At 39.7% G+C, this 21,716-nt stretch carries 17 protein-coding genes; 6 read left to right on the top strand and 11 right to left on the bottom strand.

The window, feature by feature from the left end:
- Positions 1-85: 85 nt before the first annotated feature.
- From JWQ34_RS04765 to JWQ34_RS04745, 5 genes are all read right to left on the bottom strand, one after another.
- Positions 86-571, bottom strand: coding sequence for a DUF4126 family protein (locus JWQ34_RS04765; protein WP_299354666.1), 486 nt, complete (start codon positions 569-571; stop codon positions 86-88).
- Positions 572-681: 110 nt separating this feature from the next.
- Positions 682-4,110, bottom strand: a complete 3,429-nt coding sequence (locus JWQ34_RS04760; protein ID WP_299354663.1) for an efflux RND transporter permease subunit — start codon at positions 4,108-4,110, stop codon at positions 682-684.
- A 25-nt stretch (positions 4,111-4,135) separates the two neighbouring features.
- On the bottom strand, positions 4,136-5,239 hold the full coding sequence (locus JWQ34_RS04755) for an efflux RND transporter periplasmic adaptor subunit (RefSeq protein WP_299354660.1): 1,104 nt from the start codon (positions 5,237-5,239) through the stop codon (positions 4,136-4,138).
- Between the two features lie 19 nt (positions 5,240-5,258).
- Positions 5,259-6,623, bottom strand: a complete 1,365-nt coding sequence (locus JWQ34_RS04750) for a TolC family protein (protein WP_299354657.1) — start codon at positions 6,621-6,623, stop codon at positions 5,259-5,261.
- An 88-nt stretch (positions 6,624-6,711) separates the two neighbouring features.
- Positions 6,712-7,323, bottom strand: coding sequence for a TetR/AcrR family transcriptional regulator (locus tag JWQ34_RS04745; protein ID WP_299354654.1), 612 nt, complete (start codon positions 7,321-7,323; stop codon positions 6,712-6,714).
- A gap of 198 nt (positions 7,324-7,521) precedes the next feature.
- Here JWQ34_RS04745 and purB point away from each other — a divergent pair, with 198 nt between their 5' ends.
- Both purB and JWQ34_RS04735 read left to right on the top strand, forming a co-directional pair.
- Entirely contained in the window at positions 7,522-8,865 is a 1,344-nt protein-coding gene (gene purB / locus JWQ34_RS04740) for an adenylosuccinate lyase (protein ID WP_299354651.1), read from the top strand.
- A 155-nt stretch (positions 8,866-9,020) separates the two neighbouring features.
- Positions 9,021-9,572, top strand: a complete 552-nt coding sequence (locus JWQ34_RS04735) for a NifU family protein (protein ID WP_299354649.1) — start codon at positions 9,021-9,023, stop codon at positions 9,570-9,572.
- Between the two features lie 75 nt (positions 9,573-9,647).
- On the opposite strand, the gene JWQ34_RS04730 is transcribed toward JWQ34_RS04735, so the two are convergent.
- From JWQ34_RS04730 to clpB, 5 genes are all read right to left on the bottom strand, one after another.
- A complete protein-coding gene (locus JWQ34_RS04730) occupies positions 9,648-10,439 on the bottom strand; it encodes an inositol monophosphatase family protein (protein WP_299354646.1) in 792 nt (263 codons plus the stop codon).
- Positions 10,405-10,890 carry a GtrA family protein gene (locus tag JWQ34_RS04725; protein ID WP_299354643.1) on the bottom strand — a complete coding sequence of 162 codons (486 nt, stop codon included), beginning with the start codon at positions 10,888-10,890 and terminating at the stop codon, positions 10,405-10,407. The genes JWQ34_RS04730 and JWQ34_RS04725 overlap by 35 nt, the downstream gene beginning before the upstream one ends.
- Entirely contained in the window at positions 10,883-12,055 is a 1,173-nt protein-coding gene (locus JWQ34_RS04720; RefSeq protein ID WP_299354640.1) for a prolipoprotein diacylglyceryl transferase, read from the bottom strand. The genes JWQ34_RS04725 and JWQ34_RS04720 overlap by 8 nt, the downstream gene beginning before the upstream one ends.
- Positions 12,056-12,084: 29 nt before the next feature.
- The gene (gene mtaB, locus JWQ34_RS04715) at positions 12,085-13,404 is read right to left on the bottom strand and encodes a tRNA (N(6)-L-threonylcarbamoyladenosine(37)-C(2))-methylthiotransferase MtaB (RefSeq protein WP_299354637.1); all 1,320 of its coding nucleotides are present in this window, start codon (positions 13,402-13,404) and stop codon (positions 12,085-12,087) included.
- A gap of 136 nt (positions 13,405-13,540) precedes the next feature.
- Positions 13,541-16,153 (bottom strand): ATP-dependent chaperone ClpB, encoded by a 2,613-nt coding sequence (gene clpB, locus JWQ34_RS04710; protein WP_299354634.1) that lies wholly within the window; start codon positions 16,151-16,153, stop codon positions 13,541-13,543.
- Positions 16,154-16,371: 218 nt separating this feature from the next.
- Here clpB and JWQ34_RS04705 point away from each other — a divergent pair, with 218 nt between their 5' ends.
- Positions 16,372-17,697: a HAMP domain-containing sensor histidine kinase gene (locus tag JWQ34_RS04705; protein ID WP_299354631.1), complete on the top strand. Its 1,326-nt coding sequence runs from the start codon at positions 16,372-16,374 to the stop codon at positions 17,695-17,697.
- A 174-nt stretch (positions 17,698-17,871) separates the two neighbouring features.
- Here JWQ34_RS04705 and JWQ34_RS04700 read toward each other — a convergent pair whose 3' ends face one another.
- Complete coding sequence (locus JWQ34_RS04700; RefSeq protein WP_299354628.1) at positions 17,872-19,302, bottom strand: ATP-dependent RecD-like DNA helicase; 1,431 nt, start codon at positions 19,300-19,302, stop codon at positions 17,872-17,874.
- A 59-nt stretch (positions 19,303-19,361) separates the two neighbouring features.
- On the opposite strand from JWQ34_RS04700, the gene JWQ34_RS04695 reads away from it, so the two are divergent.
- The 3 genes from JWQ34_RS04695 to JWQ34_RS04685 are packed head-to-tail and all read left to right on the top strand — an operon-like array spanning position 19,362 to position 21,712.
- Positions 19,362-20,174: a DUF3822 family protein gene (locus JWQ34_RS04695; RefSeq protein ID WP_299354625.1), complete on the top strand. Its 813-nt coding sequence runs from the start codon at positions 19,362-19,364 to the stop codon at positions 20,172-20,174.
- The gene (gene rsmD / locus JWQ34_RS04690) at positions 20,150-20,692 is read left to right on the top strand and encodes a 16S rRNA (guanine(966)-N(2))-methyltransferase RsmD (protein WP_299354622.1); all 543 of its coding nucleotides are present in this window, start codon (positions 20,150-20,152) and stop codon (positions 20,690-20,692) included. Before JWQ34_RS04695 ends, rsmD begins: the two co-directional genes overlap by 25 nt.
- Before the next feature lie 3 nt (positions 20,693-20,695).
- Positions 20,696-21,712 carry a hypothetical protein gene (locus JWQ34_RS04685; RefSeq protein ID WP_299354619.1) on the top strand — a complete coding sequence of 339 codons (1,017 nt, stop codon included), beginning with the start codon at positions 20,696-20,698 and terminating at the stop codon, positions 21,710-21,712.
- Positions 21,713-21,716 lie beyond the last annotated feature (4 nt).

Genomic DNA, 21,716 nt, shown 5'->3' with positions numbered 1-21,716 from the left:
AATAAGGCCAAACAAGTGTTTAAACTCACAAAATTGATACACAAATTACATTAAAATTAAAAAGCAACCCTAAATCACGCCCATATTAAGCCAGTTTAGCCAACTCTAATCCGGCACTAATTATCAGCGCATCTTCTATTACACCAATAATAGGATGTATCACGCCAGAACTTTTAACTGTAGTTTTTCGCAAAAAGAAACTACCAAATGTTGATGCAAATGCTGCCGTACCGCCTATTAAAGCGCCAACAATCGCGTTGCCCCCACTAGCTTTTAATATACCCGCGCCTGCCAATGCGCCTGATATGCAGCGGGCCGCTATTACTACAGGCTTAATTCTATCTGGTGTTGAGGGTAATTTGTCGCCAACAAATTCGGCCAGCGCCATAAGTTTAAGGCCGTTAGCTACAACGTTTGATTGCATGAAGTTTAATGGCGATCGCTCTAATATTTTTGAATGGTGGTGGCTTAATATATGACTGGTTATAGCCGGTGCCGATGCAGAGCGCATACCGGCTAATACGCCAACTCCTAATACTTGCCAAAACGGTTTTTCTATTTTAAGTTTCATGACTCCAATGTTTGTAGAACCATGGTTTGCAATAATCATTCCCAAAAAAGGTGCATAACAAAAAGAGGCCCCGATATATCGGAGCCTCTTGGTTATAATAAACTTGATAACTATCCAGCTATCTCTGCAGGTGTTTCATGCAATTCTTTTTTGCTGAACCTGGCTTTAATCCTATAACGGATCAAATACATACATGGTACCAATATCAGGGTAATTATGGTTGCAAAACCTAACCCAAATATCATTGTCCATGCTAACGGTCCCCAAAACGCTACGTTATCCCCACCAAAGTGAATATGTGGTTTAAAGTGTGTAAACAAGCCCACAAAATCTATATTAAAGCCTACAGCCAATGGTATTAAACCTAATATGGCTGCGGTAGCTGTTAATAGTACCGGAGTCATCCGCGTATGGCCGGCCTCGACAACAGCATCATGTATGCTTGCGCCCTGTTCCATCAACATATCTGTAAACTCAACCAGTAAGATCCCGTTACGTACCACAACACCCGCGAGGGCAATGATACCTACACCGGTCATTACAATTGATATAGTCATTTTAAATATGCTCACACCTAACAACACCCCTATAATACTGAACAATATTTCACTCAATATGATCAACGTTTTACCCGTAGAGTTAAACTGGATCATGAGGATGATCAGGATCAAACCAAACGAAGTAGCCAAAGCACCCAGCAAAAAGTTCATTGCTTCTGCCTGGTCTTCCTGTCCGCCACCCATTTTTATGGTTACACTAAGCGGCTTTTTAAAAGTGTTTATCGCTCTTAAAATATTAGCGTTAACCTCATTGATGTTATTCGGCTTAATAACGTTAGATCCTAAGGTTAATACGCGTCTTTGTTGTTTATGCTTGATGTTACTATAAGTTGTGGTGTACCTTACATCTGTAAAGGCAGATATAGGCACCTGGCGTATAGCACCACCTGTTGCCATATCGCGATAAGTGATCTTTAAGTTCTTTAAAGCGTCCAGGTTACTGCGCTGGCTTTCTAAGGCACGTACTTTTATCTGGTAATCATCCTCGCGGGTATTTCTAAAATCAGCGGCTTTTCTACCAAAAACTGCAATAGCTAATGCATCTGTTACCTGTCCTGTGCTTATACCTTCGCGGTTTGCTCGTTCACGGTCAACATCAAATACTATTTCAGGTTTGTCGGTCTGCACATCGGCAATCAATCCTTCTATACCAGCTATGTTTTGTTTGGCCAGGTAGCTTTTTAAATGATTAGCAGTTTTAACCAATGTATCTATATTATCACCGGCTATTTCAATACTAATATCTTTTTGTACTGGTGGGCCACCATTCTCTTGCGCTACCGCTATTATAGCACCCGGGATTATCCCAACAACAGCCTTACGCACATTTGCCAATACTGCTTTGGTATCCTTACCATTACGTTTACCAAATTCAACAAACGCTACGGTTATCTTACTCTTGTTTTCGTAATCGCCCTGGTCCTCATCACTTGGGTCGGCAACACTGGCTGTAACGTTTGATATAATGGATGAAACGATATCCTTATCAGGCTCAACAGCCTTTGCAACAAGTTTCTCCAATTTCTTGGTTACCTCATTAGTATAAGTCTGATCTGTGCCGATAGGCATCCTGATATAAACAAAGGCAAAGTTGGGATCACCAGCCGGGAAAAACTCCACTTTTGGCGACCGGGCTACCAGGAAGAATATGGTAAATATAAACAACAACACTGTGCCACCCAATACCCATACCGGGCTTTTAACAGCACGTTCCAACCATCTGGCGTACCAGTCTTTAAAGCGCGGCCATAAGTTGTTTTGGAAACTGTCTATCGCCCGTAATAAAACAAAATGATTTAACAGGTACAAGACGATAGCCAACGCAAACAAATTACCCATACCCATTGTCCACTTACCGGCAAAAAACATCAAGTAACTTAATAAGCCCAAACCACCTAATATGGCTGTTGTACGTGCTGTCTTTTTATCAAACTTAGGGTTATCATGTTCACCTTCAACGTGCGGCTTCATAAAATCAACCGCAAATACCGGGTTAAACAAGTAGGCTACAACCAATGATGCCAGTAACGTTATGATCAATGTAATAGGCAGGAAGAACATAAAGTGCCCTATCAAACTATTCCAAAAAGCCAACGGAACAAACGGTGCAAGCGTAGTCATGGTGCCAGAAAATACAGGTAAAAATACTTCGCCCGCGGCTATCTTAGCTGCTTGTTTAATTGGGATAGCTCCATTGTTAAATATCCGGTGCGTGTTTTCAATTACCACAATGGCATCATCTACTACTATACCCAAAGCGAGCAGGAAGGAGAACAGCACGATCATATTTAGCGTAAAGCCAATAGCCGGCATGACCAGGAAGGCGATAAAACACGACAGCGGTACCGATAGCGCCACAAATATGGCGTTGGTGCTACCCATAAAAAACATCAAGATGATGGTAACCAGTATAAAACCAATAACAATGGTGTTAATAAGGTCATTCAACGTTGTACGTGTTTTGTCTGACTGATCGCCGGTTACGGTTATTTTAAGGCCTTTAGGGAATGTCGTTTTAAGTTTCTGTGCAATAAGATTGTTTATTTTATCAGAAGCTTCGATCAGGTTTTCGCCGGTACGTTTACTTACGTTAAGCGTAATTACATTCTTAAAGTCTTTACTATCGTTTGTTTTTAAACGTGCGTAGCTTTCCTGTTCTAAAAACGAATCTTTTATCTCGGCGATGTCACGCAGGTATATTGGTTGCCCTTTTGGGTTTCTTACTACCATTTCGGCTACTTCGGCAGCGCTCTTGTAATCTTTCTTAATGTCTATACTACGACGGATACCATCTGTAGTTACATTACCTGCCGACGCTATGATGTTTTCATTACCAATTGCTTGTACAATATCGCCAAAGCTTAATTGTACTGCCGCCATTTTATTCATGTCGACATTGATCTGGATCTCGGGTGTTAACGCACCTACTTCCTGAACGCGTGAGATCTCTTTGTAACTCTCTATCTCGTCTTTTAAGTTATCGGCATATTCCTTCAACTTTTTCAGGTCATAATCGCCTGAAATATTTACATAAAGGATAGGGATATCAGCAACATTAATATCAGATATGATTGATTCTTTAAGGTTAACATCGCCCTGCGGCAAATCTTGTTTTGCTTTATCAACCGCTTCTTTTACGTCAATTTTTGCATCCCTGATCTTAACATCCGCATTAAATTCGGCTGTTATTACAGAGATGTTTTGTTTTGAGTTTGATGTTACCTTTTTTAAACCTTTAAGTGATTTTAATTGTTTCTCTAATTGCCTTGTAACCAGCAACTCAATATTTTGCGGCGATTGGCCAATATATGGCGTGCTCACAAAAACCTTTGATTGTGCTATATCCGGAAAATTTTCCTTAGGCAAAGTATTATAGCTGATAAGCCCCAGTACCGTAATTAAAAATATAAGTACGTATATGGCAGTCTTATTATCAATGGCCCAGCTTGATGGCCCAAATTCTTTGTTAAGATCTTTCATTATAGATCAAATTATTTAAGTGTGATTAATTACCAGATTGTAACACATTTACTTTGTCGCCATCATTCAAATCGGCAGCGCCGGCAGTTATTAATTGGTCGCCGATAGTTAAGCCTGATATAATTTCGGCCTGGCTGCCATAGCTTATGCCAACTTTAATATTTTTGCGCTTGGCTGTACCATTATCATTAACATAAACGTAATCGCCCTGCTCTGATTTTTGAATGGCATTTAGCGGAATAACAATTGCTTTGCTGTTGTTATAGTCGGCTATTTTTATAATAGCTGTCATGTTAGGGCGCAGAGTTTTGCGCACAGGTAAAGCTATTTCAATAGCGAAACTACGTGATGTTGGATCGATAACTTTAGCAGCGAAAGTTAACTTCGCACTTAAAGAGTCATTACCATCAGGCACAACAATTTTTACATTGTCGCCCTGGTTCACACGGCTTGCGTATGACTCAGGCACATCAGCTTTAACTTTTAACACATCGGCATTTACAATACGGATACCTGTACTGCCCGGCTGTGCCACCTGGCCCAGTTTAAGATCCATTTGGTCAATACTGCCGCTAATAGGCGAAATGATACGATACAGATCGGCCTGTTGGCGCAATGCGTCAACTTGTTTTTGCGCACTTTGCATTTGAGTTTGTGCTTGTAAAAACTGCACCTCGGTACCAATTTTTTGATCCCACAGATTTTTTTGACGTTGGAACAACGTTTTGGCCAAAGTAGCCTGTGATTCGGCTTGTGATATATTTTCTTTCAGCACACTGTTATCTAATTGTGCCAAAAGCTGGCCCTTGCTTACATGCTGGCCCGGTACTACATAGATCTTAGTAATAACACCCGGCGATTGCGGATAAGCCATTACGTTATCTTTAGCATCAATTTTACCCTGTATATCAACATAGTGGGTAAACTTGGTTTCAGCAATTTTTAATACGCTTATATCAGCACTCTTAGATGAATCCTGGCTGGCGTCTGTAGTTTGCAATGCCGCAATTTTTGAGTTGATGTCTGCCTGTTGTTTTTTTAGATCGGCTAATTCCGTCGCTTTATCCTTTGGTTTTTGCGAGCATGCTGCTAACAACAATAAGGCTGGTATGTATATTAATTTTTTCATTTTTTATGGTGATTTAGTTTTAGTTAATGCGTGCGTATGCTTTATCAAGATCTACCTTGCTTATTAAAGCATTGTATAGTGCCTGTATGTATTGATTGTCTGAATTTTCCAGTTCGGTTTGTGCTTGTGTAACCTCAATGCTTGAACCTACCCCCTGCTGATATTTAATTTTTGATACCCTTAAAACCTCTTGCGCCAACTCGCGACTACGTTTTTGGTTGTTAAGCGATTGCATGCTGTTATAAAAAGTTATCCGCGCAGCGTTGGCTTGCAGCTTAAATCCGTTACTTGCGTTATGCAAATCGTTTTGGGCTTTCATCACGCTTATTTGCGATTGCTTTAGCTGATTAATGCGTTGGCCTCCACTAAAAATTGGAATATTTATACTCAAGCCAATAAAGCTGTTTGGATACATATTGTTATATAAATATTTAAATTGGTTTTCCTGAAAAACCTCGCCGAAGCCACCGTTTAAACTTACCGTAGGTAAAAAAGCGGCTTTTTTACTTTTAGCATCAAGTTGGTTAAGCGTTATGTTGGTTTCCAACAACTTATATTCAATACGATTATGATAAAAAGCTGTATCAAGCGCGCTTGCGGCAGCCTGGTTTTGCATGTCAATACTTTCCAATTTGTCTGTTAATGTCAAGGGCTGCTCAATAGGCATGCCCATCTGGAACTTTAACATCTGTATATTTAACACCAATGACCGTTCAACATTATCGCGATTAGTAATCAGGTTATTATATTGAACTGATAAACGATCAACATCTATTTTCTCTACAAAACCTTGTTTATTTTGCTGAGTTGTTTGGTCAAGCGTTTGTTTTAGTTGGATAACGTTGGCATCCAGCAATTTTACCTGCTCATTACTCACTAATGCCTGGTAATACGCTTTGGTAACATTAACATTGGTTTCAATTTTAGAGCGTACCAAACTGCGTTGTGATAGCTCTCTGAAAGTTTTTACCGCCTGTAAACCAACTAAAAACGTCCCGCTAAATAAAAGCTGACTAGCCTGCAACGAGTAAGTATTGTTATACTTAACAGCGCCAAACGGGAACTTTACTAAAGGTGCATTCAAGTCAATTGGCGGCGGGCCAAAAACATTAGGGCCTACTGTTGCCGGTGGTTTTAAAAAATCCTGGAAACTAATAGAACCGTTTATCTGCGGTAAACCGGAGCCTATAGTTTCCTTTACTTTATATTCGGCGCTTTGCACATCAAGGTTGGCGTTTTTTACCGAGTCCTGGTGGTCATAAGCATATTTTATACAATCGGCCAGGCTAAAGTTTACCGGCGTATTGGGAGGCGGTGCCTGCTGCGCATAACCACTTAAAGCTATGGCACAAATTAAAGACGCTGTTAGAAAAATATATTTCATTGTATTATTGTGTGTTTAGTTGACTATTTATTTAATTGTCTTTTCAAAATAACATCCCGGTTATGACAGCCCTATGTCAGCAGGAAAATTATTCATCATTTATATTTTTAAACTCATTTAGCAATTTATAACCCTTTAGGGTACAAATGCCAAAATTAAAATGCTCTAAAAGCTGGTACTGTACTTTCCATGTGCTAAACTCGGCGATGGGGAAGATGTTAGAATTAAAACCCATCTCTACCTGGTTTACCCGCATACGTGCCATAATTTTAACATCTATATCCGGGCGTATATAGCCTTGCTTAATACCTTTAGTTAGCAACTCTTCTAAAGTGTGTACTATTACATTGGCTTTAAAAGTCTGAAAATGCTGCCATGCTTCCGGGTGATATTTTTGCAGATCATGGATTACTATCGGGTTGATCCTTGAGAATATCTCTTGCGAGCATTTCATCATGTTGATCATTTCCTCTATCACATTCTCAGATTTAAGCATTATGGCACACATCTGATCTTCGTCCTGTTGCAACTTTTTCTTTACCAGAGCTATCACTAACTCGTTTTTATCTTTAAAGAACTGGTAGATGGTTTTTTTTGACATGCCTAAGTGTTTAGCTATATCATCCATCGTAACGCTTTTGATGCCTGCTGTTAAAAACAGATCCTCACCGCCTTGTATTATTCTATCTATTTGACCCATTGACTTGATTGGTCAAAACTATGGAAACATTTTTAGATTTTAAAGTTTCCATTTAGAAAAAGTTTTTAACATTACTTAGTAATGACGATCGAGTTTGGCCCTATTGGACAATTGCTTTACAAATATTTCTGACTGCTACTATAACTGCTACTGCTAGTTAATAAGCCAAATTGTTACCTTTGCACAAAATCACCGAACATGACACTTACACCTCTATCTGCAATATCACCCATTGATGGCCGTTACCGAAAAACCACCGCCCAACTAGGAGCTTATTTTTCTGAATATGCCCTGATCAAATACCGGGTATTTGTAGAGATCGAATACTTTATAGCTTTATACCAGCATCCGTTACCACAACTACAAGGTTTTGATAAAAATTTGATAGAAAAGTTACGGGATATTTACAAAAATTTTACCGAGGCTGATGCACAAAGCATTAAGGATATTGAGAAAATAACCAACCATGATGTTAAAGCGGTTGAATACTTTATCAAACAAAAATTTGATGAGTTTGGCCTGCAAGAACATAAAGAGTTTATTCACTTTGGCTTAACATCACAAGATATTAACAATACCGCCATCCCATATACTTTTAAGTTGGCGTTGGATGAGGTTTACTATCCGGCTATTAATGAGTTGGTTACATTATTAAAAAAATATGCAGGCGATTGGGAGCAAATACCAATGCTGGCCCATACTCATGGGCAAGCGGCATCGCCTACCCGTTTGGGCAAAGAAATACAGGTTTTTATTGAGCGATTAGAAAACCAACTACATTTATTAAGGCAAGTACCTACATCAGCTAAATTTGGCGGGGCTACAGGTAATTTTAACGCGCACAATGTGGCTTATAGCAATATTAACTGGAAGGATTTTGGCAATAACTTTGTTAATAATATTTTAGGGTTGAGCCGTTCGCAATACACCACGCAAATTGAACATTACGATAATTTTGCCGCGCAGTGTGATGCTTTAAAAAGGATCAACAATATCCTGATAGACCTTGATCGCGATATGTGGACCTATATATCTATGAACTACTTTAAGCAGCAAATTAAAGCCGGCGAGGTAGGTTCATCAGCGATGCCACATAAAGTAAACCCGATAGATTTTGAAAACTCTGAAGGTAACTTAGGTATTGCTAATGCGATATTTGAGCATTTGGCAGCCAAACTGCCTATATCAAGGTTACAGCGCGACTTAACCGATTCGACCGTACTGCGTAACATAGGTGTGCCGGTAGCGCATACGTTAATCGCCATAAAATCAACAATAAAAGGCTTGGGTAAATTGTTATTAAATGAAAATGCGCTGAACGCACATTTGGAAGCTAACTGGGCCGTGGTTGCCGAAGCCATACAAACCATTTTAAGGCGGGAAGGCTATCCAAATCCGTATGAAGCGTTAAAAGAGCTTACACGTACCAATACACAGGTTAACGCGCAGACTATAGCAGAGTTTGTAGATACTTTGCAGGTTGGGGATAGTGTTAAGGAGGAGATTAAGAAGATAACGCCGAGTAATTATACAGGAATTTGATGTGCAGATCTGCTTTTTAAATTTATTGATTTGCACATTTGCATATCCGCGCATTTGCACATCAAGACCGTCACCAACAGGTCATAACTAAATTAGGATGATACTTTAATCAAAAACCTATTTAACTTTGTTAAGTAAATAAAAGAGAGAGCAAAATGAATATCAACGTATATACCGAATCTACGCCTAACCCGGCAACCATGAAGTTCATTGTGAACAAATTGATGATCAATGGGAGTGCAGATTTCGCCACTAAAGAGAGTGCAGAAAAATCACCGTTCGCTAAAGAGTTATATAAATTTTCGTTTGTTAACGGTGTATTCTTCGCAAGCAACTTTGTTACCGTTACCAAAACTGAAGGTACCGATTGGGAAGATATTGAGCCGATATTGAAAGAGTTTGTAAAAGGCGCGGTTGAGTCTGAATTAAAAGTTCAACTGGAAGAACAAGCCGAAGATGTTGCTTTTGAAGGTACAGAAACCGAAATAAAGATCCAACAAATATTAAATGATTACGTACGCCCGGCTGTTGAGCAGGATGGTGGTGCTATTTCTTACCGCTCATTTAACGAAGGTGTGGTAACTGTTGAACTGCGTGGTTCATGCAGCGGTTGCCCATCATCAACAATCACCCTAAAAGCAGGTATTGAGAATTTGCTTAAACGCATGGTTCCTGAGGTTCAGGAAGTGGTGTCAGAAGCATTATAATTTTTAGATTGCACCGATTAAGATAAAGATTACACCGATTAAGATAAGGATTGCACAGATTTGTGCGGTCCTTTTTTATTTGAAGTATGTTTGAATAATGGTAATCATTTCTTTAGTGATTCGTCCATTAGTAGCCAACAGCTCTCGCGTATCCAACACTTCATCACCGCCTTTAAAATTAACTACATGACCTCCGGCTTGTTTTAATATCACTATGCCAGCTGCAACGTCCCAGGAGTTAAGGTTATATTCATAAAACACGTCAAATCGTCCCGCGGCGGTATAAACCAGGTCGGTAGCAGCCGAGCCCAGGCGGCGAAGGCCATGGCAGTTTTGCATTAGGTAATTTAGCAACTCCATGTATTGTGGCTGCTTTATAAAGTCATAATACGGGAAACCGGTAGCAATTAAACAATCAGCCACTTTAGGGGCTTTACTTACTTTAATTTCAGTACCGTTCATGTAAGCCGGTGAACCTTTCCAGGCATAAAAGCATTCGTCCTGGTTAATTTCGTACACAACACCCAATACCAGTTCATCATATTCTTTAAGCGCTATGCTTACCGAAAATACAGGCAGGCCGTGTATAAAATTGGTAGTGCCGTCAAGCGGGTCAATGATCCAGTTATAACGCTCTCCTATTTTGGTCGTAGTTTTCTCTTCGGTTATAAAACCGGCTTCGGGTAAAATCTTTTCAAGTCCGGTAACAATGATGCCTTCGGCAGTTTTATCCACGTATGATACCAGGTCGTTCAGGCCTTTGTATTCTATTTTATCGTTGCTAAAGGTTTTTCTTTCCTGGCGGATAAAATCGCCGGCTTGTTTTGAAAGCTCAATTACTTGCGCTGCTATCTGCTCCAGTTGCATGTTGATGTCTTAATGATAGGCTGAATGAGAAAAACTTATGTACAAAAAAACTGGCGAAGAACAGGCTCAGCGCGGCAGCAACACGTGCCACAGGCGGATACATACCTACTGACCTGATAAAAATATCTAACAACATAAGATTGGCAAAAAAACCAATTATAGCTACCGATACAAAACGCACAAATTGTTTGGTTGGTGACGATACCGATTCATTAAAAACCAAATACCGGGTAATTAAAAAATTAACCACTACACCGAAAAAGAAGGATATGGCTAACGCAAGTGTATAGTTATCAAAGATGAAAGTTAATATATTATAAGTGGGCTGTTGCAGCCAATTATGATCTAAAAGGTAGAAAGCAACAATATCAACCAAAAACCCGATCCCTGCCGAAAATATAAACCTGGCTATCTGATTTTTTAATAATTTTTTAAATTTTACGTTAGCCATGCTTAGCAGTTGCCTTTTTATCTCTGTTCAATCCCGTTATAATTAAGGCTAACCCTCCTATTGCTAAACAAAGTGATATCATTTCGGCCTGGGTAAATAATATACCGGCTACATGATATTTGGTATTTACTCTTATCAATTCAATTAAAAAGCGCTCTATACCGTTTAGTACCAGGTATATACCAAACATTACGCCGGGTAACTTAATGCGATCTCGAATGCTCCATAAAACGAAGAACAGCAATATACAGATCACCGACTCATAGAATGATGTAGGATATACCGCTAATTTTAGTTCATTACAATATTTGCCTATACAGTTAGGTATAAGGTTACCGGCATCTTCATTACTTACATTGTGCGGAAACTTAAATGCCCACATCCAATCTGGCGCCCAGCTTAACCAGTGGGGTTTTGGTGCAACATTGGGTATCCCCCAATCACCATCGCCAGACATTTGGCAACCTATACGACCAACGCCATAAGCCAGCATCATACCCGGGCCGCCAATATCCAGCATGGTTAAAGGTTTTATACCATGTTTGTTAGCAATATATAATACGGCTGCACCGCCGCAAATTAATCCGCCGTAAAAAGTAAGTCCGCTAAAACCTATCAGCATCCCAACCGGATCGCGCATAAACTCGTCCCAGTTCTCGAGCGCGTTAAATAGTTTTGCACCTGCAAATCCGCAGATAGCAGACCATAACAGTATGTTCCCCATTAACTCGTATGGGTGTACCTTTATGGTTTTGGTTTCGGGTTTAGCTAAAATTTGTTTTTTATTTTCTGAGTAAGCCCAGTAGCCAAATATGGCTGCAAATAAAATACCGCCAATAAAATTACCATGAAGGGATAACAAAAAATCCTGCGGATCATCAATCATAGCATGGTAATTAAATACCATATCCAGGAATTTATAACCCAAAACAAAGCCAAATACGCAATTGCCTATCAACTCGGGCATAGTAATTGGCGCACCAATGGTTACTTTTTTTTCGAATGTGTGGATATAACCCAGTTTCTCTTTACGCTTAAACTCCTGCACAAAGGCCCAGTAAGCCGCCATAAAGGCAAGCGCCACAAAAAAGCCAAAAGTTTGTATAGGTAACGGAATATCTACCCCTATAAGGTATTTTATTAGCGAACTAATGCTTGGAAACATAGATAAATAATTTGCAGCGAATATAAGGGTTAATGTACTAATATTTCTTCGCCTTCGGTTATTTCAACATCGCCATCGGGTGAAATATTGGATAAGCAGACAGTTTTTAATTCGTTCACCAATACCGGGTCGAATTTGGTTTTAACTTTTACATAGTTGCGGGTAAAACCATGCATGTAACCTTCTTTAATATCCCTTTCAAACAAAACATCTTCCGTACGGCCTAATTGGGTCTCGTAAAAGGCACGGCGTTTTTTTTCTGATAAAATATGCAGCATCTTACTCCTATCAGCACGTGCAGAGCCGGGCACTATGCCGCTCATTTCGGCAGCCAGGGTGTTTTCCCTTTCGGAATAAGTAAACACGTGCAGGTAGGATATATTCAACTCGTTTAAAAAGTTGTAGGTATCTATAAAATCTTCGCGTGTTTCGCCGGGGAAACCAACTATAACATCCACGCCTATACAGCAATTTGGCATTAGCTCTTTGATCTTAGCTACCCTATCAACATACAGCTCACGCTTATACCGGCGGCGCATCAGGCTTAATATTTTATTGGAGCCCGATTGTAAGGGGATATGAAAATGCGGCACAAAACGTTTAGATTGCGCTACAAATTCAATGATCTCATCTGTTAATAAATTGGGTTCGATAGATGAGATCCGTATCCGGTCAATACCTTCCACTTCATCCAATGCTTTTACCAGGTCGAAGAACTTAGTTTCGCGGTTGCCGTTGATGATACCGAAATCGCCCAGGTTAACCCCGGTCAATACAATTTCTTTTACATCTGTTGCAGCTATTTGTTTTGCCTGGTCAATAACACTTTCAATAGTATCGCTCCTGCTTGCGCCGCGCGCTAACGGGATGGTACAAAAAGAGCAGGAATAATCACACCCATCCTGCACCTTTAAAAAGGTACGGGTACGATCACCAAATGAAAAAGCGGGAACAAATTCATTAGCTTGCGACACCGGTTGGTTATAAACCAGCGCCTTTGGATTTTTAGTTAAATCCGTAATATGATCTATGATCTGAAATTTCTCGGCAGCGCCTAAAACCATGTCAACACCCGGTATTTCGGCTATTTCTTTTGGCTTTAACTGCGCATAGCAGCCAACTATAGTTACATAAGCGTTAGGCGATACCTTTAATGCTTCTTTAACTACTTTTTTGCACTTTTTGTCCGCATTATCAGTTACCGAGCAGGTATTGATAACATATACATCGGGGGTATCGGTAAAATCAACCGTATCAAAACCGGCATTACTAAAAAGCCGTCCCAGCGTTGATGTTTCCGAGTAATTGAGTTTACAACCCAGCGTGTAAAATGCTACTTTCTTGTTCATTGCGGACGCAAAGATAATTATAATGAGTGAATGATGGAATTAGTGATTGATGGAATGATTTAACAATGACTAAATAAGCTGATTTTTACCAGAGTCCTTAAATCTTTTAATCCTAAAATCATGGTTCAGACAATTATTATTTCTCAGCCACAGCATCACCAGTATTCAAAAACACAAACTGGTTATCAAACATATCCAACTTGATCTTGCTGTCCTTGTCAATCTTACCGGCAAGTATTTGTTTAGATAATTCATTCAATATCCTTTTCTGGATTACCCTTTTTAAGGGCCTTGCACCAAATTGCGGATCGTAACCTAATTGCGCCAGCCAATCCAGTGCTTCGTCTGATGCTTCGATAACCACGCCCATTTCGGCCAAAGTTTGTTGTACGCCTCTAAACTGTAGCTTCACAATATCCCCTATCTCATCACGGCTAAGCGGTGTAAACATAATGATCTCGTCAATACGGTTTAAAAACTCAGGGCGTATGGTTTGCCTTAACAGATCAAACAACTGGCTTTTGGTTTTAGCCATTACTTCGTCTTTGTCGCTATCCTCAAAATCCTGGAAGTTTTCCTGGATAATGTTCGAACCGATGTTTGATGTCATGATGATGATGGTATTTTTAAAATTCACCAAACGGCCTTTGTTATCTGTTAAACGGCCATCATCCAATACCTGCAGCAATATGTTAAATACATCAGGATGCGCTTTTTCTATCTCATCTAATAAGATAACACTATAAGGTTTCCTGCGTACAGCTTCGGTTAATTGTCCGCCTTCATCATAACCCACATATCCCGGAGGCGCGCCAATTAGCCTTGATACGGCATGGCGTTCCTGATATTCGCTCATATCTATGCGTACCATAGCGTGTTCATCATTAAACAAGTACTCGGCTAATGCTTTGGCTAATTCTGTTTTACCAACGCCTGTAGTACCTAAGAAAATGAACGAACCAATTGGCTTACGTTTATCCTGCAAACCTGCGCGGCTGCGGCGTATGGCATCGCTTATGGCTTCAATAGCTTCATGCTGACCGGCAACACGTTTATGCAATTCATCTTCCAGGCTCAATAGCTTTTCGCGCTCGCTTTGTATCATTTTAGAAACCGGGATACCAGTCCAGCGAGAAACCACACCGGCAATATCTTCGGATGTTACTTCTTCTTTCAGCATCCGGCTATTCGACTGATTAGTCAGTAAAGCTTCTTTTAATTTTTCAACTTCTTCCTGCGCTTCGCGGATGCGGCCATAGCGTAGTTCGGCTACTTTGCCGTAATCGCCGGCACGTTCGGCCTGGTCAGCTTCAAGTTTATAGTTTTCAATCTGCTCAACTTTTAAGTTAATGCCGTCAACCACATCCTTCTCCCCTTGCCATTTAGCACGTAACGAGTCACGCTCGGCCGATAAGTTTGCTATCTCCTCGCCCAATTCTTTTACACGCTTATCATCTTTCTCACGTTTGATAGCTTCGCGTTCAATCTCCAGTTGCATAATGCGGCGGTCCAACTCATCAACCACCTCGGGTACCGAATCCATTTCTAAACGTAATTTAGAAGCGGCTTCGTCCATCAGGTCAATTGCTTTATCCGGCAAAAAACGATCAGAGATATAACGTTGCGACATCTCCACCGCGGCAATTATCGCCTCGTCTTTAATCCGTACTTTATGATGTGCTTCGTAGCGTTCCTTCAATCCACGTAATATGGATATCGCATCGGCGGTATCAGGCTCATCAACCAATACCATCTGGAAACGGCGTTCCAGGGCTTTATCCTTCTCTATATATTTTTGGTACTCGTTTAACGTAGTCGCGCCAATGGCTCTTAGTTCGCCACGTGCCAGGGCCGGTTTTAATATGTTGGCGGCATCCATAGCGCCTTCGCCACCGCCCGCGCCTACAAGCGTATGTATCTCATCAATAAATAGAACAATCTCGCCATCGGCTTGCGTAACTTCTTTAATAACGGCTTTTAAGCGCTCCTCAAATTCGCCTTTATATTTGGCACCGGCAATAAGGGCACCCATGTCTAACGAGTAAACGGTTTTGGATTTGAGGCTTTCGGGTACATCACCTTTTATAATTCTAAAGGCAATACCTTCGGCAATGGCCGTTTTACCAACACCGGGCTCACCAACCAGTATAGGGTTATTTTTTGTACGGCGTGATAGTATTTGAATAACCCTGCGTATCTCTTCATCCCTGCCAATAACCGGGTCAAGCTTGCCTGATTCGGCATACTCATTTAAGTTACGGGCATATTTATTTAAAGCGTTATAGCTTGCTTCGGCGTTTTGGTCAGTCACCTTGTTATCCCCGCGCAGGCTGATAATAGCTTTTTTAAGATCTTTTTCGTTTACGCCAAAATCTTTAAGCGCGGTACTGGTTTTATCGCTTACAGCTAAAATACCAAGTAATATATGCTCTACAGATACAAATTCATCCTTAAACTCTTTAAGGTAGCCGGTTGCTTTTTGTAATACCGAATTGGATGTAGATGATAAGTAAACATCACTCCCGCTAACTTTCGGGAACGATGCTATCTGCTCGTCCAAAATATCATGTAACCGGTTAAGATTAACGTTTAATTTTTTTAATAAAAAGGATATAACATTCTCATCCACCAATAACAAACCTTTAAGCAAGTGTGCGGGCTCAATGGCCTGTTGCTGATTGCCGGATGTTATTTCTGAAGCTTTTTGTACAGCTTCCTGGGCTTTTATGGTAAAATTGTTAAAGTTCATATTTGTACTTAGTCAAAATACTTGCCACAACTGCATTTATGAAATAATGTCATTTTATAATAAATTGGTATGTCTTTTTGTCAATTGCTTATTAAGTAATTATAGTTTTCTTAACAACCAATTAATTTAACAAAAGTTGTTAATAAACAGTAAAAAAGCAGGTTAGCTATAAATCAATGCACATTTTTTATATTTTTGGATACCCATAATTAATTGAATTGAATACCCATTACTTTAAAAGCGTACCCGGTAAATATCGCGTAGCATTCCGTAACTATTATACGTTACAGAATTTGTTGTCTATCCGTAACTGCGCACTAATATTTTTATTAATAAATGTGATATTAAGGGTATTGGTTTTGGCCCTGCCTATCAGTATTACCAAAGCGCAAAATTTCCCTGAGTTTGACTTTACCAACTGGGTGTATCTTATACTTACCCCCGTATTTTACCTGATAAGTCATTTATTGGTTATCCAAATACGTAAGACAAAAAAAGCTAATGCAGGCATGATCCTGTTTGTGTTTTTGTTTTCACTATATATCATTTTAAGCGGTATGTATTCGGCGTTTATAGCTACTTCCGAGCCGCGAAATAACTTAACCATCTATTTGATCGCATTAATTGTTATCAGCGTAATGTGTGTGTTCGAGTATGATGAGGTATTGATACTATTGATCTTGTCGGAAATAGCTTTTACATCGTTGTTACTTTACGCTCACGCGGATGCGACCGGCATGTTGTACGATCAGCTGATATCTGTTGTATTGCTATCAGGGTTTTATTTAATATCCCGGTACTTTTTCTCGTACAAAGCCAGTTATTATGAACAGATCATAGAGATCAGAAGCAAGAATATTGAAATTGAAAAAGCAGGCGAATTTAAGAACCAGGTATTAGGCATGGTAGCGCATGATCTGCGTAACCCTATAGGCGCTGTCGAGTCGATTGCGATGATGATGGAGTTGGAAGAAATTGATGAGGACACGCAGGATAATGTTAACATGATTAAAGAATCGTGCAGTAAGGCTCGTGATATTTTGGATGATCTGTTAGAGGCTGCCAGGAACGAGAACATAAACATTATTGAAACAAAAAAGATAGAACTTAACCAATACTTGAAAGGTATAATAGATGCCTGGAAGATACAGAACCCTATTACTATTATACTGATTAGCTCGGTTAACCCATTGTATACGCAGCTTAGCAAGGAGAAATTTACCCGAGTGTTGGACAACCTGATAAGCAATGCTCTTAAATTTTCGAAAGAAACAGACAACGTAGAATTGCACTTAAATCAAAAAGGCAATATCATCAATATCGAGGTTAAAGATCATGGATTAGGCATCCCGCAGGATATGATCCCACATATTTTTGAACGCTTTAGTAAAGCGGGCCGTACCGGTTTAAAAGGCGAGAAATCTACCGGTTTGGGCCTAAGTATTGTTAAGCAAATTATAGAGAGTCATAAAGGAAAGATAAGCGTAAGCAGTGTGGAAGGTAAGGGCACAACATTTTTAATACAACTACCTGTTAGTGCTTAGACTTAGCCGGTTATTCAATTACTAAGAACTATGAAAGCAGCATATATTATATTATCAGCCCAACCTGCAGAAACCGGGTATTATTTAAAACACATAGCAAATTGGTCGCAAGTAATCATATTATTTGCTTTGGCTATAGCAGCGTATTTTTTTCTAAAAAAGCTGTTTAAATAGCTAGAATGGCTGCTCGACCGGGCCGCCATAAAACTTATCGTTAAAATTTACCAAAAACAATTCTTTAGTAGCACGGGTACAGGCGGTATAAAACCAGCGTAAAAAGTCGGTATTTACCATTTCATCGGTTAAATATCCCTGATCTACAAAAACAGCATCCCATTGGCCGCCTTGCGCTTTATGGCAGGTAATAGCGTAAGCAAACTTTATTTGAAGCGCGTTATAATAGGGATTCAGCTTTAACTCATTATGCTTGGCGCGTTTGTTGGGTATATGGTCGTAATCTTTCATGGCTTCCAGGTACAATCGCTTTTGATCTATAGGTTGTAAAGCGGGCGATTCAGAATAAAGTGTATCCAGTAAAACCTTACAATCTAAAACCGGGTCCTCGGCATAATCAATAAACTCCAGCTGTACATCCGCGAAGCGGAAACCATACATTTCTTCAAATTTGCGCACTTTCCTTATTTTGGCAATGTCGCCATTGGCTATAAAAGCGGTGCTTCCCTCCTCCTGGTCTTGTAGCCAAAAGTAGTTGTTCTTTACTATCATTAGCTGGTCGCCGCCGGTTAGCTCTTCTTCGCGCCATAATAGCCGGGCACGTATTTGTTTATTATACAGGTTGGCGTTTTTATTGGATCGACAGATGATCAGCGTATTTTCATTACCGTATTTATTGTAAGCATATTCCAACCCTTCTTCCAAACGCTCGCCCGTCATCCTGAAAACATCAGTATAACCTTTTGTAGTTATTTGCGGAATAACCTCCACTCCCTGACGGATGATGTCACGAATACGTGTAGCATTATACAATATCCCCGAGTCTTTTCCCTGGCGCAGCACATCAGTTAGTTCGTAGCTAAACACGTTCAGGCTAAAATCAATCTTCATTAATTGTTCATCCAGCGCGGGGCTGTTATCAGAGCCTACAGGCGGTAATTGCGCGGTATCGCCTACCAGCATTAACTTGCAATTCTTCTTATTATAAACATACTTAACCAGGTCAAACAACAATGTATCGCGGTTATTGCCACTTATCTGGTCAGATATCATGGAAGCCTCATCAATAATAAACAGGGTATTACTGGCCAGGTTATCGGCTATCGAAAATGATTCATCAACATTTAGCGCTGTTTTTTTGCGGTAGATGCGTTTATGTATAGTAAAAGCCTTACGCCCCGAGTAGCTGGTAATTACTTTAGCCGCCCGCCCGGTTGGCGCCAACAATACCGATTTATAATTATAGCTTTTTAACGCCTTTACCAGCGCGCCTACAATAGTGGTTTTACCCGTGCCGGCATATCCTTTTAAAATAAAACATTCGTCACCATCCTCCTTTAATAAAAAATTATGCAGCCTGTTAAATAACTCCTGTTGCTGGGCGGTAGGTTCATGCGGAAAAGCTTTGCGGATATGATCTGTTTCTGTCACCTAACAAAAATGCAGATAAGTAATTAAGTAATTCAAAAAATATTACTTTTGTTAACAGCATGAGCGAACAAATTTACACTTTCCGCGATCCATCGTTTAATCTTAACCAGGCCTACTATTATACGTTGTTAATACAGGTAGATGCTATGTCATTTTCGTATGCCATAACCTACAAGAAACAGTTAATTGCCTGGGATACCAATTGCAGTATAAATGAGCTTTCTGACCCGCAGGAACTGGCCGAAGAATTAACAGCAACTTATAAAAAAGTGGTTGTTGGCTTACCTGCCAACGGGTTTACCTTAGTACCTGCGCCGCTTTTTAGTAAAAATCAAATAGCTAATTATGGCCGATTGCTGGATGTAAAACCTGATGAGGGCGTTTTAGCACAGGTGTTGGATAACCAAAATTTTATTATTTATAAGGTCGATGAAAAGATATTATCTGCAGTGCAAAAGTTTGACATGGATAATACGGTTTACTTAAATAAAGGCTGGATAACAGCTGTCGCCCAAAACAGTCCGTCAAACCAGGACCTTTACCTGCATGCAGAGAATAGCAAAGCCGAATTTTTATATTTTAAAGATGGCAAAATCCGCTTTTACAATAATTTTGACTATAAAAACGAAGACGACCTGGTTTATTTTACCTCATTAGTGGTTGAAGAATTAGACCTATATGCTCAAAACGTACACCTAAAATTAAGCGGAAACTTAAAGCCTGAAGATAGATACAGCTTACGGCTGGCCGAGTTTTTCCAGCACATAGTGTTCTTTAACCCGCAATTATTAGAGTTGCCTGAACAAATAGACTCAAAACAGGTATTGACTTTAGCAGCATTGTCATTATGCGGATCATTGGAGGTACTTTAAAGGGATTAAGGCTTAATCCGCCTAAGAATTTACCGGTACGCCCTACTACAGACCTTGCTAAAGAGGCGCTTTTTAATATCCTGCTAAACCAAATTGAGTTTGATGATATTAAGGTACTTGATCTTTTTTGCGGTACCGGCAATATTGCTTACGAGTTTGCATCACGCGGCGCTAAACAGGTTATAGCAGTTGACCGTAGCATACACTGCATTAACTATGTTAAAGATACCAGCCGCCAGTACGGCTTAACCAATATAAAAACTTTTAAGGCCGATATTTTTAAATACCTGCAGGTTGAAACAGAACAATATGATCTGATATTTGCCGATCCACCGTATGATATGAACCAGATTCCGGAGATACCGAAGATCATTTTTGAAAAAAATCTATTGTCGCCTGATGGTCTATTGATTCTGGAGCATCAATCCATGCAGAACCTAAGTAATCACCCCGCATTTGTTGAGCAGCGTACGTATGGACACTCATCATTCTCGTTTTTTAAAAAATTAGTATACTAACCAATGAAAAAACATGTATTGCATATTTTAGTAACCCTTTGCGTTATTATCACACTGCAAAGCTGCCACTCAGGCACGCCGGGCGTATGGGTAAATGGCGATATTAACAGTGATATTAAAAAGCAAATTACAGAACTAAACCAAAAGCTTTTTAAAGCGATCATGGCGCGGGATACCAACGGTATTAAAGCACTTTTGTCACCAAAACTGCTTCAAAAAGCAGGCAAAAAGTTAGATACGCTGATATATACTTCGGCACAAAACTTTCAAGCTAAAGATTATGAGGTGTTGGACGAGTATTATACCAAGCACCATGTAAAAGGACCGCCTGATACACTGTTATCTAACAAAGGAAACATCAGCGACTATATGGTAAGCTACAAAGCCATGAATGCGGAAATGTACACCTCGTTACTGGTAACTAAAGATCTGCCGGTAAATGGATTGATATTGGTTGTTTACGGCAAGTATGGCAACGAGTGGAAGATAAATGTACTACAGATTGGTGAGTATAGCATAAATAATAAAACCGCGACCGATTATTATAAAATGTCGAAAGAGGAATATGATAAAGGAAATTTAGTAGATGCTACTGACCTGATCATTATAACTTCACAATTGGCTAATCCGGCAGGCGATTTTTTTAAATATACCCATGAGGATACGATGAGAATTTTCTCTGCTACAATTTTAAACGAAGCAAATAACCGTTTTAGGTTCCCGGTAGTTATTGACCAGGTTACAACTAAACCCCAAATTTTTTCTGTAGAACCCCAATTTATTGGCGAGGCCGGGCATGAGGGCATATTTCCGTTGATAAAATATAAGTCGACCATTAAACTTACGGATAGCGTTGCTTTAAAAGCAGAGAACAATGCTATACAACAAGTAATCGGCAGTATGTTTAAAGGTATTGATCAAAATAAAAAGTATATTCTTTACCAGGCCTTTGATCAGATACCTAATAATAAGCCGGGCATTAAACATTATGGCTTTATACAAAATATAAAACAGAACTGATCTT

Source organism: Mucilaginibacter sp. (assembly GCF_028288185.1).
In the GTDB taxonomy this organism is placed as follows: domain Bacteria; phylum Bacteroidota; class Bacteroidia; order Sphingobacteriales; family Sphingobacteriaceae; genus Mucilaginibacter.
This window is presented reverse-complemented; position numbering and strand designations above follow the sequence as displayed.